The sequence below is a fragment of the Streptomyces sp. NPDC044061 genome, assembly GCF_056434305.1.
Genome location: NZ_JBWKFL010000003.1, coordinates 294,740 through 310,834, shown reverse-complemented (window position 1 = coordinate 310,834; position 16,095 = coordinate 294,740). Strand labels below are relative to the sequence as shown.

Annotated in this window: 11 protein-coding genes; 5 read left to right on the top strand and 6 right to left on the bottom strand. The window is 70.2% G+C overall.

The features are described 5' to 3' along the window. Position 1 precedes the first annotated feature (1 nt). Genes cydD through AC07CM_RS06225 form a run of 3 tightly spaced genes read right to left on the bottom strand, consistent with a single transcriptional unit; the run spans position 2 to position 6,105 of the window. Positions 2 to 3,502, bottom strand: coding sequence for a thiol reductant ABC exporter subunit CydD (cydD, locus tag AC07CM_RS06235; protein ID WP_478875158.1), 3,501 nt, complete (start codon positions 3,500 to 3,502; stop codon positions 2 to 4). Between the two features lie 59 nt (positions 3,503 to 3,561). Then, a complete protein-coding gene (gene cydB, locus AC07CM_RS06230) occupies positions 3,562 to 4,581 on the bottom strand; it encodes a cytochrome d ubiquinol oxidase subunit II (protein ID WP_478875157.1) in 1,020 nt (339 codons plus the stop codon). Positions 4,582 to 4,596: 15 nt separating this feature from the next. Then, on the bottom strand, positions 4,597 to 6,105 hold the full coding sequence (locus AC07CM_RS06225; protein ID WP_478875156.1) for a cytochrome ubiquinol oxidase subunit I: 1,509 nt from the start codon (positions 6,103 to 6,105) through the stop codon (positions 4,597 to 4,599). 207 nt (positions 6,106 to 6,312) lie between these two features. On the opposite strand from AC07CM_RS06225, the gene AC07CM_RS06220 reads away from it, so the two are divergent. Next, complete coding sequence (locus AC07CM_RS06220) at positions 6,313 to 6,687, top strand: cyclophilin-like fold protein (RefSeq protein ID WP_478875155.1); 375 nt, start codon at positions 6,313 to 6,315, stop codon at positions 6,685 to 6,687. A 57-nt stretch (positions 6,688 to 6,744) separates the two neighbouring features. Here AC07CM_RS06220 and hisC read toward each other — a convergent pair whose 3' ends face one another. Continuing rightward, positions 6,745 to 7,824, bottom strand: a complete 1,080-nt coding sequence (gene hisC, locus AC07CM_RS06215; protein WP_478875154.1) for a histidinol-phosphate transaminase — start codon at positions 7,822 to 7,824, stop codon at positions 6,745 to 6,747. Between the two features lie 428 nt (positions 7,825 to 8,252). Here hisC and AC07CM_RS06210 point away from each other — a divergent pair, with 428 nt between their 5' ends. The 3 genes from AC07CM_RS06210 to AC07CM_RS06200 all read left to right on the top strand — a co-directional run bounded on the left by AC07CM_RS06210 (position 8,253) and on the right by AC07CM_RS06200 (position 11,893). Beyond that, the gene (locus AC07CM_RS06210) at positions 8,253 to 9,365 is read left to right on the top strand and encodes a LacI family DNA-binding transcriptional regulator (RefSeq protein WP_478875153.1); all 1,113 of its coding nucleotides are present in this window, start codon (positions 8,253 to 8,255) and stop codon (positions 9,363 to 9,365) included. A gap of 403 nt (positions 9,366 to 9,768) precedes the next feature. Beyond that, positions 9,769 to 10,848: a metallophosphoesterase gene (locus AC07CM_RS06205; RefSeq protein WP_478875152.1), complete on the top strand. Its 1,080-nt coding sequence runs from the start codon at positions 9,769 to 9,771 to the stop codon at positions 10,846 to 10,848. 181 nt (positions 10,849 to 11,029) lie between these two features. Next, the gene (locus AC07CM_RS06200; RefSeq protein WP_478875151.1) at positions 11,030 to 11,893 is read left to right on the top strand and encodes a hypothetical protein; all 864 of its coding nucleotides are present in this window, start codon (positions 11,030 to 11,032) and stop codon (positions 11,891 to 11,893) included. A gap of 45 nt (positions 11,894 to 11,938) precedes the next feature. Here AC07CM_RS06200 and thiC read toward each other — a convergent pair whose 3' ends face one another. Then, entirely contained in the window at positions 11,939 to 13,723 is a 1,785-nt protein-coding gene (thiC, locus tag AC07CM_RS06195; protein ID WP_478875150.1) for a phosphomethylpyrimidine synthase ThiC, read from the bottom strand. 237 nt (positions 13,724 to 13,960) lie between these two features. On the opposite strand from thiC, the gene AC07CM_RS06190 reads away from it, so the two are divergent. Next, complete coding sequence (locus AC07CM_RS06190; protein WP_478875149.1) at positions 13,961 to 15,541, top strand: YibE/F family protein; 1,581 nt, start codon at positions 13,961 to 13,963, stop codon at positions 15,539 to 15,541. Positions 15,542 to 15,635: 94 nt separating this feature from the next. Here the strand turns inward: AC07CM_RS06190 and AC07CM_RS06185 are convergent, their stop codons facing one another. Next, positions 15,636 to 16,073, bottom strand: coding sequence for an SsgA family sporulation/cell division regulator (locus AC07CM_RS06185; RefSeq protein ID WP_478875148.1), 438 nt, complete (start codon positions 16,071 to 16,073; stop codon positions 15,636 to 15,638). Between the last annotated feature and the right edge of the window lie 22 nt (positions 16,074 to 16,095).

The following is a 16,095-nucleotide window of genomic DNA, read 5'->3' as shown; positions in this document are numbered from 1 at the left end:
GTCACCGCGCCCCCACGAGCGCCTGAGCCGTGCTCTCCCGACGCGCCATGGCCCGCAGCGGTCCGTCCACGACGGCCAGCTCCGCGTAAGGACCCCGCTGCACCACCCGGCCCGCGTCGAGTACGACCACCTCGTCCACCGCGTCCAGACCCGCCAGCCGGTGAGTGATCAGCAGCGTCGTACGGCCCTCGGTGGCCGCCAGCAGGTCCGCGGTGAGCGCGTCCGCCGTCGGCAGGTCCAAGTGCTCGGCGGGCTCGTCCAGGACGAGGGCGGGGAAGTCGGCGAGCAGCGCGCGGGCCAGCGCGAGCCGCTGCCGCTGTCCGCCGGACAGCCGCGCCCCGTGCTCCCCGACGAGCGTGTCCAGGCCGTCGGGCAGCCCGTCCACCCAGTCCAGCAGCCGGGCCCGGGCCAGTGCGTCGCGCAGGTCGGCCTCTGTGGCGTCCTTCCGGGCGAGCAGCAGATTCTCGCGCACGGTGCTGTCGAAGAGGTGCGCGTCCTGGGCGCACAGTCCGACGAGCCGGCGTACGTCGTCACCGTCGAGCGCGCTCGCGTCCACACCGGCGAGCGTGTACGAGCCCGCGCCCGGGTCGAGGAACCGCAGCAACACCTGGGCGAGGGTCGTCTTGCCGGAGCCGGAAGCACCGACGACGGCGATCCTGCGCCCCTCCTCCAGTGTGAGGTCGACTCCGGCGAGCGCGTCCCGTTGCTGCCCCGCGTGCCGGGCGGACAGGCCGCTGACGACGACCGGGAACGGCGAGGCGGGAGCCTGCCGGGGCCGCTCGGGCTCCCGTACGGGCTCCGGGGCGTCCAAGACCTCGTACACACGCTCCGCGCTGCGGCGCACCTGCTGACGCCGGCGCACGGCGAGCGGCAGCCCCAGTACCGCCTCGAAGGCGGCCGGCGGGGTGAGGACCACCACGGCCATCGCCACACCGTCGAGCCGGCCCGCGGCCACCGCCTGGGCGCCGAGCAGCGCGGTGGCGGTGACGGTCAGGCCGGACAGCAGAGCGGTGAGCCCGTCGCCGAGCGCGGTGGCGGCGGCGGCGCGCGAGGCGATCCGGGTGAGCGTGCCGTCGGCCTGCCTGGCCGCGGCCGTACGGGCCGGCAGCGCGCCGGAGACGGTCAGCTCGGCGGTCCCGGTGAGCAGGTCGGTCACGCGGGTCGCGAGCGCGCCCCGGGCGGGCGCCAGCCGCCGCTCGGCACGCCGGGCCGCGGCCACGGTGACCAGCGGAACGCCGGCGCCGGCGGCGAGCAGCCCCGCCGCCAGCGCAGCCCCGGCCTCGGGCAGCAGCCAGGCCGTGAAGGCGACCGAGGCGGTGGAGACGGCGACCGCGACGCCGGCGGGCAGCAGCCAGCGCAGCCAGTAGTCCTGGAGCGCGTCCACGTCGGTGACCAGCCGGGACAGCAGATCGCCACGGCGTGCCGTCCGCAGCCCCGCGGGCGCCAGCCGCTCCAGCCGCCGGTAGACGGCGACCCGGGTGTCGGCCAGCATCCGCAGCACGGCCTCGTGCGACACGAGCCGCTCGGCGTACCGGAAGACGGCCCGCCCGATCCCGAAGGCCCGCGTCGCCGTGACGGCCACCATCAGGTACAGCACCGGCGGCTGCTGGGAGGCCCGCGAGATGAGCCATCCGGAGGTGGCCATCAGCCCGACGGCACTGCCGAGCGCCAGGCTTCCGAGCAGCAGCGCGAGAAGCAGTCGGCCGCGCCGGGGGCCGGCCAGGGCCCGGACCCGGGCGAGCACACGGCGCCGAGGCGCGAAGGCGCCGGTTTCGGGCTCGGCCTCGGCGGGGCCGCTCGCTTCGACGGCGCACGTTCCGGGGCCCTCGTGCCGGGCGGCCACGGCGGCGGGTGACTCCGCCCCGGGCGCCTCGGGGAAGTCGAGCTGCACCAGGCGGTCCGCCACCTCCAGCAGCGCCGGCCGGTGCACCACCAGCAGCACCGTGCGGCCCACCGCCAGGCGCCGCACCGCTGCCACGACTTCGGCCTCCGTCGCTCCGTCCAGCGCGGCCGTCGGCTCGTCCAGCAGCAGCACGGGCCGGTCGGAGAGGAAGGCCCGAGCCAGCGCGAGCCGCTGCCGCTGACCGGCGGACAGCCCGGCCCCGTCCTCACCGAGCACCGTGCCGGGGCCCTCGGGCAACGCGTCCACGAACTCCAGCGCACCCGCGTCGCCCAGCGCCCGGCGTACGGCGGTGTCGTCCGCCTCGGGCCGGGCCAGCCGGACGTTCTCCGCGATGGTCCCGGCGTACAGGTGCGGCCGCTGCGGCACCCACGCGATGCGCGAACGCCACTCCTCCAGGTCGACGTCCGCGAGATCGGCTCCCCCGACCCGGACTCGGCCCTCGGTGGGCCGTACGAACCCCAGCAGCGCGTTCAGCAGGGTCGACTTGCCCGTACCGCTCGGGCCGACCAGCGCCACCGTCTCCCCGGGCTCCACGGTGAAGGACACATCAGTCACGGCATTCGACGACCGGCCCGGGTAGCGGATCGTCACCGCCTCGAAGGCCAACGGGCCCGCGGGCACCGCCGCGGTGCCACACGCCGGGGTCGGCGTCTCCAGGACGGCGAAGATCTCCTCGGCCGCGGCGAGACCCTCCGCCGCCGCGTGGTACTGCGCGCCGACCTGGCGCAGCGGCAGATACGCCTCGGGCGCCAGCACCAGGATGACCAGGCCGATGTACAGGTCCATGTCGCCGTGGACCAGGCGCATGCCGATGGTCACCGCGACCAGCGCGACCGACAGCGTGGCCAGCAACTCCAGGGCGAACGAGGAGAGGAAGGCGATCCGCAGGGTGCGCATGGTGGCCTGGCGGTACTCGCCGGTGATCCGGCGGATCGACTCGGCCTGCGCCTTGGCCCGGCCGAACACCTTCAGGGTGGGCAATCCGGCGACCACGTCCAGGAAGTGGCCGGACAGCCGGGACAGCAGCCGCCACTGACGGTCCATCCGGGACTGCGTGGCCCAGCCGATCAGCATCATGAAGAGGGGGATCAGCGGCAGGGTGCCCACGATGATGGCCGCGGACACCCAGTCCTCGGTGACGATCCGCGCCAGCACGGCCACCGGGACGACCACCGCGAGCCCCAACTGCGGTAGGTAGCGGGAGAAGTAGTCGTCCAGGGCGTCGACCCCACGGGTGGCCAGGGTGACCAGCGAGCCGGTTCGCTGCCCGCTCAGCCATCCGGGACCCAGCTGAGCGGCGCGCTCCAGCAACCGGCCCCGCAGCTCCGACTTCACGGCCGCGCTCGCGCGGTGGGCGGCCAGCTCGGTGAGCCACGCGACAACGGATCGGCCCACGGCCACGGCGGCGAGCAGCAGCAGGGGAGTGCGCAGTTCGGAGAACGACTGCCCATGCTGGAAGGCTCCGACCACCACTTCGGCGATGAGCATCGCCTGGGCGATGACCAGACCGGCCCCGACGGCTCCCAGGCCGACGACCGCCACCAGGAAGAAGCGGGTGGCGCGGGCGTATCGCAAAAGGCGCGGATCGATCGGTTTCACGTGAAACATGCCCTTCGGGCCAGAGGGTGTGTTTCACGTGAAACACACCCTCGTCGGACTCAGTGTGCGGCGCCGGCGGCAGCGTCAGGAGCGATGTGCTGCGTACCGATCCGCTTACGGAAGACCCAGTAGGTCCAGCCCTGGTAGAGCAGTACGATCGGCGTGGCGATCGCCGCACACCAGGTCATGATCTTCAGGGTGTACGGGCTCGACGAGGCGTTGGTGACCGTCAGGCTCCAGTCCCCGTTGAGCGTGGACGGCATGACGTTCGGGAAGAGCGAGAGGAAGAGCATCGCCACCGAGGCCACGATGGTCACGCCGGACAGCGCGAACGACCAGCCCTCGCGCCCCACCTGGTTGGCCACCAGAGCGGCGACCAGGGCGGCGACCGCCACGATCAGCGCCACCAGGCTCTTGCCGTCACCGCTGTGGGCTTGCGTCCACAGCAGGAAGCCGATCGCCAGGACAGCGGTGACGAGACCGACCCGGAGAGCCAGCTTCCGTGCCCTCAGCCGGATGTCCCCGACAGTCTTCAGTGCCGTGAACACCGCCCCGTGGAAGGTGAACAGCGTGAGGGTCACGAGGCCGCCGAGCAGGGCGTAGGGGTTGAGCAGGTCCCCGACGGTGCCGACGTACTCGAAGTGCTGGTCGATCTTCACGCCCCACACGATGTTCCCGAAGGCCACGCCCCACAGGAACGCCGGGATGAGCGAGGTCCAGAAGATGGCCGTCTCCCAGTTGCGCTGCCAGTTCTCCTCGGGGCGCTTCGCCCGGTACTCGAAGGCCACGCCCCGCAGGATCAGGCTGACCAGGATGACCAGCAGTGGCAGGTAGAAGCCGGAGAAGAGGGTCGCGTACCACTCCGGGAAGGCGGCGAAGGTCGCACCGCCCGCCGTGAGCAGCCACACCTCGTTGCCGTCCCAGACGGGTCCGATGGTGTTGATCAGCACCCGGCGCTCGGGCCGGTTCCGCGCGAGCAACTCGGTGAGGATGCCGACCCCGAAGTCGAACCCCTCCAGGAAGAAGTAGCCGGTCCACAGGACGGCGATCAGGACGAACCAGACGTCGTGAAGTTCCATGACTGTCCCCTCGGCCTAGTACGAGAAGGCCATCGGCTTGTCGGCGTCACGGGTATCGCCGCCGATCTTCGTGGGCGGGTTGAGGTCGGCATCGGTCAGCTCGGGCGGTCCGGCCTTGACGTATTTCACGAGCAGCTTGACCTCGACGACGGCGAGGATGGCGTACAGCGCGGTGAAGACGATCAGCGAGGTGAGTACCTCGCCCTGCGAGACACCGGGGGAGACCGCGTCCCGGGTCTGCAGGACGCCGTAGACGGCCCACGGCTGACGGCCCATCTCGGTGAAGATCCAGCCCCAGGAGTTGGCTATCAGCGGGAAGGCCAGGGTCCAGATCGCGATGCGCCAGTACCAGGTGGTGAGCTTCGGGCCGAGTGCCTTGCTCTTGAACAGGACCAGGTGCGGCGCCTCGTCGTCGCCGACCCTCAACTGCTGCGGCAGCATGAACTTCTTGCGTGTCAGCCACAGTCCGGCGAGGCCGATGGCGAAGGAGGCCATGCCGAAGCCGATCATCCAACGGAAGCCCCAGAAGGCGACGGGGATGTTGGGCCGGTAGTCGCCGGGCCCGAACTTCTGCTGCTCGGCCTTGTTCACGTCGTTGATGCCGGGGACGTACGAGGTGAAGTCGTCGTCGGCGAGGAAGGACAGCAGGCCGGGGACCTCGATGGCCACGGTGTTGTGGCCCTTCTCGACGTCGCCGTAGGCGAAGATCGAGAACGGCGCCGGCTTCTGGCCGTCCCACAGCGCCTCGGCGGCCGCCATCTTCATCGGCTGCTGCTTGAACATCACCTTGCCGAGCACGTCACCGCTGACCGCGGTGAGCAGACCGGCTATGACCACGGTGATCAGGCCGAGCCGCAGGGAGGTCTTCATCTCCCGGATGTGCCTCTTGCGGGCCAGGTGGTAGGCGGAGATGCCCACCATGAAGGCGCCGCCGGTGAGAAAGGCGGCGGAGAGGGTGTGGAAGGCCTGGCTGAGCGCGGTGTTCTGGGTCAGCACGGCCCAGAAGTCGGTCAGCTCGGCACGCCCCTTCGCCTTGTCGATCTTGTAGCCGACGGGGTGCTGCATCCAGGAGTTGGCCGCCAGGATGAAGTACGCCGACAGGATCGTGCCGATCGAGACCATCCAGATGCAGGCCAGATGGATCTTCTTCGGCAGCTTGTCCCAGCCGAAGATCCACAGGCCGATGAACGTGGACTCGAAGAAGAACGCGATCAGAGCCTCGAAGGCGAGCGGGGCGCCGAAGATGTCACCGACGAAGCGCGAGTAGTCCGACCAGTTCATGCCGAACTGGAACTCCTGGACGATGCCGGTGACCACGCCCATCGCGATGTTGATCAGGAAGAGCTTGCCCCAGAACTTGGTGGCCCTGAGGTACTTCTCCTTCTCCGTGCGGACCCAGGCCGTCTGCAGCCCGGCCGTGAGGGCGGCCAGGGAGATCGTCAGCGGGACGAACAGGAAGTGGTAGACGGTGGTGATGCCGAACTGCCAGCGCGCCAGTGTCTCCGGCGCCAAAGCCAATTCCACGTCGTCAGCTCCTTACCTCGCCGTGGTAGCGGCAGTCTGTCCCGTTTGTTCCGTGCATTACGGGACTAACCGGGCAAGCTTGTGAACGCGTTCACATTCACAAGCCATTATGACGCACCGATTTTCGGCCCGGTAGGGCGGGGTGGTGCTAGCGCCATCGAGTCAAGACCTTGGCAGCGACTTCAACATCTTGTTGAATTGCGCGCCATGCAGATACGGATCTCCTGGCCTGCGGGCAACATCACCGCGGCCCTCGATGACACACCGACCGCCCAGGCCCTCGTCAAGGCGCTGCCGCTCGCCTCCACCGCCTACACCTGGGGCGAAGAGGTCTATTTCGACACGGGTGTCTCTGTTTCACGTGAAACGGACGCCCGGCAGGTCGTGGAGCCGGGCACCGTGGCCTTCTGGACGGACGGCGACGCCCTGGCCCTCCCCTACGGGCCCACGCCCATCTCGCGAGGCGACGAGTGCCGCCTCGCGAGCCCGTGCAACGTCCTCGGACGCGTGGACGAGGACCCTGCGGTCCTGGCGACCGTGCGGGACGGCGACCCCGTACGCGTGGAACTGCTCGACGAGTAGGGCCCCGCACCAGGCGAGGCCCACTCGGAACCGCTCAGGAACCCGGTACGAGCCCCGTCACATCTCCTTGCGGAACGCTTCCGCCACCTTCAGGAAGATGTCGTTCCCCTCGGCCTCCCCGACCGTCACCCGCACACCCTCGCCCGGGAACGGCCGGACCACCACACCGTGCTCCTCACAGGCCGCCGCGAACGCGACCGTGCGCTCCCCCAGGCGCAGCCACACGAAGTTGGCCTGGGTCTCCGGCACCGTCCAGCCCTGGGCGCGCAGCGCGTCGACCACGCGGTTGCGCTCGCACACCAGCGAGCCGACCCGGCCCAGCAGCTCGTCCTCGGCCCGCAGCGAGGCGATCGCCGCCTCCTGCGCGAGCTGGCTGACACCGAACGGAACCGCCGTCTTGCGCAGCGCCGCCGCCACCGGCTCATGGGCGATCGCGAAACCGACGCGCAGCCCCGCAAGGCCGTACGCCTTGGAGAACGTGCGCAGGACGCAGACGTTGGGTCGCTGCCGGTACAGCTCGACGCCGTCCGGCACCTCGGGGTCACGGATGAACTCGCGGTAGGCCTCGTCCAGTACCACCAGCACATCGCCGGGCACCCGGTCGAGGAACCGCTCCAGCTCGGCCCGTCGCACCACCGTGCCGGTCGGGTTGTTGGGGTTGCAGACGAAAATCAGCCGCGTCCGGTCGGTGATCGCCTCGGCCATGGCATCCAGGTCGTGCACATCGCCCGGCGTGAGCGGGACCCGCACCGACCGGGCGCCGCTGATCTGCGTGATGATCGGGTACGCCTCGAAGGACCTCCAGGCGTACATCACCTCGTCACCGGGTCCGCTGGTGGCCTGGATCAGCTGCTGGGCGACGCCCACCGAGCCGGTGCCGGTGGCCAGGTGGGAGAGCGGGACCCCGAAGCGCTCCGACAACTCGTTCATCAGCCCGGTGCAGGCCATGTCCGGGTAGCGGTTGAAGTTGCAGGCGGCCGCGGTCACGCTCTCCATCACGCCGGGCAGCGGAGGATACGGGTTCTCGTTGGAGGACAGCTTGTAGGCGACCGGACCGCCGGCCGCGGCGGGCTTGCCCGGCTTGTAGGTGGGGATACCCTCCAGCTCGGCGCGCAGCTTCGGGCTCGTCTCGCTCACCGCAGTCCTCCTCGCGACCACCGGCGGACCGCGACGCCGCCGGCTTCCAATACTCCTCACCTTATGAGGATTCGGCCTCCCTGCGAACAGGTGCGGGACGGCAAGAGGCGAACCTCATTCGTCACACAGGCATCAGGGGCATCACCCTACGAAGGCGTACGTATCGGGGGGCGCGCCCTACATATATCTATGCGCCGGTGGCTCACGCCCTGGCGCGCATCCCCCGTGAAGGTGAGTTGAGACCTCTTCGAGACATCGGGCACTTGGCAGGCCCATGCGCGTGGGCACGAGACATCTCGCCATGGGAACGCTCAACTAGCTTGCTTTCTAAGGCAGTTAACCCTATATGACCTTGCAGAAACGTGCCTGTCAATGCGTGCATATGCGTCCGCACTACCCCACCGCATGAGCCCTACTATCGGCTCGCCATGACAGCAGCAGGGAAGCACCAGGTGAGCCGCGCGGAAACCTCACGTCGAGGCAGTCGGCCGGGCCGGGCGGGCATCAGAGACGTGGCCGCCGCCGCCGGGGTCTCCATCACGACCGTCTCCGACGCCCTCAACGGCAAGGGGAGACTCCCGGATGCCACCCGGCGCCATGTCCGCGAGGTGGCCGACCGGCTGGGGTACCGCCCCTCCGCCGCCGCCCGAACCCTCCGTACCGGCAAGTCGGGACTCATCGGCCTGACCGTGACCACGTACGGGGATGAACCTTTCACCTTCACGGAGTTCGCCTACTTCGCCGAGATGGCCCGGGCCGCCACCTCGGCCGCGCTCGCCCGTGGCTACGCCCTGGTCATCCTGCCCGCGACCTCCCGCCACGACGTGTGGTCCAACGTGGCCCTGGACGGCACGGTCGTCATCGACCCCTCCGACCAGGACCCGGTGGTCAGCGAGCTCGTCCGGCAGGGCCTGCCGGTCGTCTCCGACGGGCGCCCGGCCGGCTCCCTCCCGGTCACCGCCTGGGTGGACAACGACCACGAGGCCGCCGTCCTCGGCATCCTGGACCATCTCGCCGCCGCCGGCGCCCGCCGGATCGGCCTGCTCACGGGCACGACGACGGACACGTACACGCATCTGTCGACCACCGCCTACCTGAGCTGGTGCGAGCGCGTCGGCCAGGATCCCGTCTACGAGGCGTACCCGGCCCACGACCCGTGCGCGGGCGCCGTCGCCGCCGACCGGCTGCTGGCCCGGCCCGACCGGCCCGACGCCGTCTACGGGCTCTTCGACCCCAACGGCACCGACCTGCTCGCCGCCGCCCGCCGCTACGGCCTCCGGGTCCCTGACGACCTGCTGCTGGTGTGCTGCAGCGAGTCCACGGTGTACGCCAACACCGAGCCGCCCATCACCACGCTCTCCCTGAAGCCGCGCCGGATCGGCACGGCGGTGGTCCAGCTCCTCATCGACGCCATCGAGGGAGTGGAGTCGGACCACACCGTCGAGCAGGTGATACCGACCGAGCTGATCGTGCGTACCTCGTCCCAGCGGCGCCCTCCGCGCACGACCATCAGCCCGCCGCGGGCTCCGGAAAAGGGATAGCGGGAGCAGCGGGGGTACCGCGGGGCGGACGGGGTGCCCGGTCGGTTCGTCCGGCCGCCCGTCGGACCCGGCCGGAACGCCCGCAGCCAGGGGCCCGGACCCGGTCCGCACGGTGTGGCCGGCCGCCGGTGCAGAGCCGGGTGGCCGGCCGCACGGGGCCCCGTACGCCCCCGGACGTGTCGGTCGGCCGTCGGGCGTGCGGCCGACACGTGATGCACAGCCGGTCGAACCCCGGCCCAAACGGGGCGAAAGCCGCGGTGAACTGGAGTCTCGCTCCGATTCACCACCCCTGGGTCATCACACGGCGCGACGCGCGTTCCTATGATGGGCCCACGACACCGCGGGCCGCTGCGACCAGGCAGTCCGAAGCGGTGCAGATGCGGCGCGATGGTGGAGGGGTCTGATGACTCAGGGGGCCGGTCAGGGACCCGAGGTGGAGCGGACGGCGACGTTGCGCGACTTCCGGGTGCCCGCGTACGTCAACGAGACCGGTCCGTACGTCCACACCCACCCCGGTGACACCGTCCCCGCCGTGGACGAGGCCCACCCCGAGGGCTACACGCCCACCCAGCGCGATCTGCCCGTCATCAACCGCGGCGACACGGTGCAGGTTCCCGTGGAACCGGCCCCCGCCGCGGCCCCCGCCCAGCAGGCCTCGACCGGCCCCGGCCCGCTGTACGTCGTCGGCGACGTCCACGGCTACCTGGACGAACTGACGGCCGCCCTGCGGGAGAAGGGCCTGATCGACGCCTCCGGCCAGTGGTGCGCGGGCACCGCCCGGCTGTGGTTCCTCGGGGACTTCACCGACCGCGGCCCGGACGGCATCGGCGTCATCGACCTGGTGATGCGGCTGTCGGCCGAGGCGGCCGCGGCCGGCGGCTACTGCAAGGCCCTCATGGGCAACCACGAGCTGCTGCTGCTCGGCGCCAAGCGGTTCGGCGACACCCCCGTCAACTCCGGTGCGGGCACCGCCACCTTCCAGGCGGCCTGGCTGCTCAACGGCGGCCAGAAGACCGACATGGACCGCCTCCAGGACCACCACCTGCAGTGGATGGCCCGCCTCGACGCCGTCGAGGAGGTCGACGGGTTCCTGCTCATCCACTCCGACACCACCGCCTACCTCGACTACGGCGACTCGATCGAGGCGGTCAACGACACCGTCCGCGAGGCCCTCACCCGCAACGACGCGGACGAGGTCTGGGACCTGTTCCGCAAGTTCACCAAGCGCTTCTCCTTCCGGGACGAGGGCGGCGCCGACGCCGTGCGCTCCCTCCTCGATACGTACGGCGGCACACGCGTCGTTCACGGTCACAGCCCCATCCCCTACCTGCTGGGCGAAGTGGGCTCCGAGGACGACGAAGAGGGCACCGACCCCGTCGTCGAGGGACCGCACGTCTACGCCGAAGGGCTCGCCATCGCCATGGACGGCGGCGTGACCATGGCCGGAAAGCTACTGGTCCAGCAACTGCCCCTGGATAACTGAGGGTTCACCGGGCAGGCGCACCCCGGCCGCGTGGGCCCAGGTCGGCACGCAATTTCCGCCAACCCCCTGTCACCGTGTGCCGTCACGGCTCTACCATCGGCTTATCCGTAGCAGGCTCCCCTCCGTTTCTGCCCGACGGCTCGCCGGCGTGCGAGCCACAAGCCCTACGGAGCATCGGGGGATGCACATGAACAGCGTTCCGCAGCACCTGCTGAGCGAGGACCGCCAGGAATTCGAGCGGATCCTCGATGAGGCGCTGCGCTCCGCCCCACACCGACCCGAACTGGCCGCTGTCGGACAGCGGCTCAACCCCGAACAGCTGCGCACCATGGCGCTCAACGCCACCGCGCTCATAGCGGCGGCCGCGGCGACCGAGTACCAGAGCTATGTGAAGGCCCGCGAGGAACTGCGCCACCCGGCGCCGTCCACCGCTTCGGCGGCCGGTGAATCCGGTTCCGCCGAGCCGGGTTCCATCGCCATGGGACTCGCCACCGGCCTCGGCGAGGCCGCCGAGACGACCGGAGCGGGTGCCATCGCCGTGATCGCGGTACTGGCCCCCGTCCTGGCCGGAACCGCGGCGGCGATCTTCCTGCTCGTCGGCTACATCCTGAAGATGCTGGACCCGGGCCAGGGTTTCGCCCAGACCATGCTCACCGCGGGCTGGGTGTTCGGCGCCATGGCCGCGGCCGCGATCCTCGTCGCGGCGGTCGGGCTGCTGCTCACCGCCCTGCGCAACAGCGCCTCGGCGGAAGCCGGAGCCCACGGCGCGGTGAACGAGGAGGTGGCCAGGGCCAGAGAGGCCTGGCGGGAGGCCCTGCTGGAGCGCGGCATCCTGCCGTTCCTGCGGGACGCGCTCGCCCAGCCCGGCACGGCCGCCCTGCACCGCACGGCCCCGCCGGCCCCGACCGGTCGCATGCCCCGCCTGGGCTACGACCGCCCCGGCTTCAGCAGCCCCGACGACGGCTCCGGCTCCGGCCGCCCGAGCTTCACCAGCCCCGACTACACCAGCCCCGACTTCGGCGGTCCGGAGCATCAGCCGGAATAGCCCCCGGCTTGCGCCCCATTGAGGGGCGCAAGCCGAGCGGGGCCGTCAGTCGGCCAGCGGCAGGTACACCCGGTTGCCCGCTGCCGCGAACTCCTTCGACTTCTGGGCCATGCCCTCCTCGATCTCGGCCCGGCTGCCGCCGTGTTCGCGGCGGATGTCCTGGGAGATCTTCATGCTGCAGAACTTCGGCCCGCACATGGAGCAGAAGTGGGCCGTCTTGGCGGGCTCGGCCGGCAGCGTCTCGTCGTGGAACTCCCGTGCCGTGTCCGGATCCAGAGCGAGGTTGAACTGGTCCTCCCACCGGAACTCGAAGCGGGCGTCGGACAGCGCGTCGTCCCACTCCTGCGCACCGGGATGCCCCTTGGCGAGGTCGGCCGCGTGGGCCGCGATCTTGTAGGTGATGACGCCGGTCTTGACGTCGTCCCGGTTGGGCAGGCCCAGATGCTCCTTGGGCGTGACGTAGCAGAGCATCGCCGTGCCCCACCAGGCGATCATCGCGGCGCCGATGCCGGAGGTGATGTGGTCGTACGCCGGAGCGACGTCCGTCGTCAGCGGGCCGAGCGTATAGAACGGAGCTTCATCGCAGATCTCCTGCTGAAGGTCGATGTTCTCCTTGATCTTGTGCATCGGGACGTGTCCCGGGCCCTCGATCATGGTCTGTACGTTGAAACGCTTGGCGATGCGGTTGAGTTCCCCGAGCGTGCGCAACTCCGCGAACTGCGCCTCGTCGTTGGCGTCCGCGATGGAACCCGGCCGGAGACCGTCACCCAGCGAGTACGTGACGTCGTAGGCGGCGAGGATCTCGCAGAGCTCCTCGAAGTTCTCGTACAGGAACGACTCCTTGTGGTGCGCCAGGCACCACGCGGCCATGATGGAGCCGCCGCGCGAGACGATGCCGGTCTTGCGGTTGGCTGTGAGCGGCACATACGGCAGGCGTACGCCCGCGTGGACGGTCATGTAGTCCACGCCCTGTTCGGCCTGCTCGATGACGGTGTCCTTGTAGATCTCCCAGGTCAGTTCCTCGGCCTTGCCGTCGACCTTCTCCAGCGCCTGGTAGAGCGGCACCGTGCCGATGGGGACGGGGGAGTTGCGCAGCACCCACTCGCGGGTGGTGTGGATGTTACGGCCGGTGGAGAGGTCCATGACCGTGTCGGCGCCCCAGCGGGTCGCCCAGGTCATCTTCTCGACCTCCTCCTCGATGGAGGAGGTGACCGCGGAGTTGCCGATGTTGGCGTTGACCTTCACCAGGAACCGCTTGCCGATGATCATCGGCTCGATCTCCGGGTGGTTGACGTTGGCCGGCAGCACCGCACGGCCCGCCGCGATCTCCTCGCGGACCACCTCGGGCGCAACGTTCTCCCGGAGGGCCACGAACTCCATCTCGGGCGTGACCTCGCCCCGGCGTGCGTACGCCAGCTGTGTGACCGCCTGGCCGTCACGGCCCCGGCGTGGCTGGCGCGGGCGCCCGGGGAAGACCGCGTCGAGGTTGCGCAGTCCACCGCGCGGCGAGGTGTGCTTGATCCCGTCGTCCTCGGGTCGGACGGGCCGGCCCGCGTACTCCTCGGTGTCTCCGCGGGCGATGATCCAGTTCTCCCGCAGCGGTGGCAGGCCCCTGCGGACATCGGTCTCGACGAGTGGATCGGTGTACGGGCCCGACGTGTCGTACAGCGTGACCGACTGCCCGTTGGTGAGATGCACCTGACGGACCGGCACGTGCAGGTCGGGGCGGGTGCCCTCGACGTACGCCTTGTGCCAGCCGATGGACTTCCCGGCCTCCTGGGACTTCTCGTCCTGAACGGAGGCAGGCGTGCGTGCGTCCTTGTTGGTCATGAGACCTACTCCCTACGCCGGCATTACCCGGTAACAGGTTCGGCGGTCGACGCAGCGGTTTCCGTCTGCCGACGTTTTCCGTGAAACCAGGTTCCACGTGAAACATCGCGATGACGGAGGTCAGCGCCCTCTCAGCCCGGTGCTCCGAGCTCCCGCGTGTGCAAAGGTGCCTCCACGCTAGCGTCAATTCGGGCGCGGTGAACAGAGGGCCCCTGCCGTTCTTGCGATGATCGGGCGGTGACCACGATGGACCAGTACCCGTACCCGCCGTCCGAGCCGCCGCGCCGAAGCGGCTCCGGACAGGGTGGCGGACACGGCTATGACGGCCACGCATCCGGTGGTGGACCAGGGCAGTTCCACCACTCCAGCAGTGACACGGGCCACAACTCTGTGCAGGTGCACCCCGGCCAGGGCAACGGCCACGAACCCGGGCACGCTCCTGGCCGCGGGCACACCCACGGCTCCGGTGCCGGCGGCGGTCACAGGGATCCGCACGGCCAGGGGCCGGGCGACGGACATGGCCATGCGCACGGGCACAGCCACGGACCCGCCGCGCCCGTCTCCAAGCATCTGCGCAAGGTCATCGCGGCGGTCCTGATCCCGTTCACGGCGGCGGTGGTGGTCGGCCTGGTGCTGCTGTGGCCCGGGGGAGCCCCGCCGCACGAGCGCACCGGCGTCGGCTTCGACCGCCAGACGCAGCAGGCCACGGTCACCAAGGTGGTCGGGGTGAGCTGCAAGTCGGTGAACGCCTCGGGAGGTGCGTCGCTCGGCGACACCTCCACCGCCGGGGGCAGCTCGGCACAGCAGGAGCCGAAGGGCACCTGCAAGAAGGCCACGGTCCAGGTCGACACCGGCAAGGACCAGGGCCGGACGTTCACCGAGATCGTGCAGCCGGACCAGACACGGCAGTTGCACCAGGGCCAGAAGGTCGTCGTCGCCTACGAGCCCTCCGCGCCCAGGGACCTGCAGTACTCCGTCACCGATGTGAACCGGAAGTTCCCGATGGCGCTGCTCGCGGGGATCTTCGCGGTGGCCGTCGTGGTGGTGGGCCGGATGCGCGGTGTCATGGCGCTGGTCGCGCTGGCCGTGAGCTTCCTGGTGCTCACCCTCTTCATCCTGCCCGCCATCCTGCAGGGGTCGAATCCTCTGCTGGTGGCCGTCGTCGGGTCGAGCGCGATCATGCTCATCGCGCTGTACATGTGCCACGGGTTGTCCGCCCGGACATCGGTCGCGGTGCTCGGCACCCTGGTCTCGCTCCTGCTGATCGGCGTCCTCGGCTCGGAGTTCATCGACTGGGCCGCCCTGACCGGCAACACGGACGACAACACCGGCCTGATCCACGGCCTGTATCCGTCGATCGACATGAGCGGTCTGCTGCTGGCGGGCGTCATCATCGGTTCGCTGGGTGTCCTGGACGATGTGACGGTGACACAGACGTCGGCGGTCTGGGAGCTGCACGAGGCCAATCCGGCGATGGGCTGGCGCGGGCTGTACCAGGCGGGCATCCGGATCGGCCGTGACCACATCGCCTCGGTGGTCAACACGCTCGTGCTCGCATACGCCGGTGCCGCGCTGCCGTTGCTGCTGCTGTTCTCGATCGCGCAGAGCAGCGTGGGCACGGTGGCCAACAGCGAGCTGGTGGCCGAGGAGATCGTGCGCACGCTGGTGGGTTCGATCGGCCTGGTCGCCTCGGTCCCGCTCACCACCGCCCTGGCCGCCGTGGTGGTGTCGGCCGACCGGCCGGGACCGGATGCGGCAGCCGCCGGCGCACACCCCGCTCCGGCGCGCGGCGGCAGGGGCCGGCGCCGGAAGCGGTGAGCCGGTCCCCAGGAGACCGGAAAGCCACTGAAGAAGCGTTCCTGCATCAATACGCGCGGCACTGCGGGGTCCCCGCGCCCGATGCCGTAACGCTTCAGCCGGCGCTCTGTTCCTCCGCCAGGATACGGTCCAGGGCCTCCTCGAGGTGCGCGTCGAAGTCCGCCAGCGCACCCTCCTGGCCGAGCGGCACCAGCTTGTCCGTGCGGTCGAGGAAGGCCACGAGCGGCGGCGTCGAGGAGCGGAACAGGGCCTGGTCGCCGCCCACCTGGAGCCGGATCAGCACCTCGCCCAGCACCTCGGAATCGGCGGGAGCGATGCGCACATCCCCCTCACCGCACGGCCGCCCGACCCCGTCGATCAGCAGCTCACGGCCGAAGGCCCAGGTCACCGGGGCATCGCCGGGCAGATGAAAGGTCAGTCGCACGGCATAGGGATCACAGGTCTCGTAGCGCAACTCCACCGGGATGCGGAAGGAGAGCTCCTCGGACACGAGAAAGCTCATCATGACTTCTGCCTGTACGGATTCGCGCATCGCCTACCCCGTCAAGTGACAT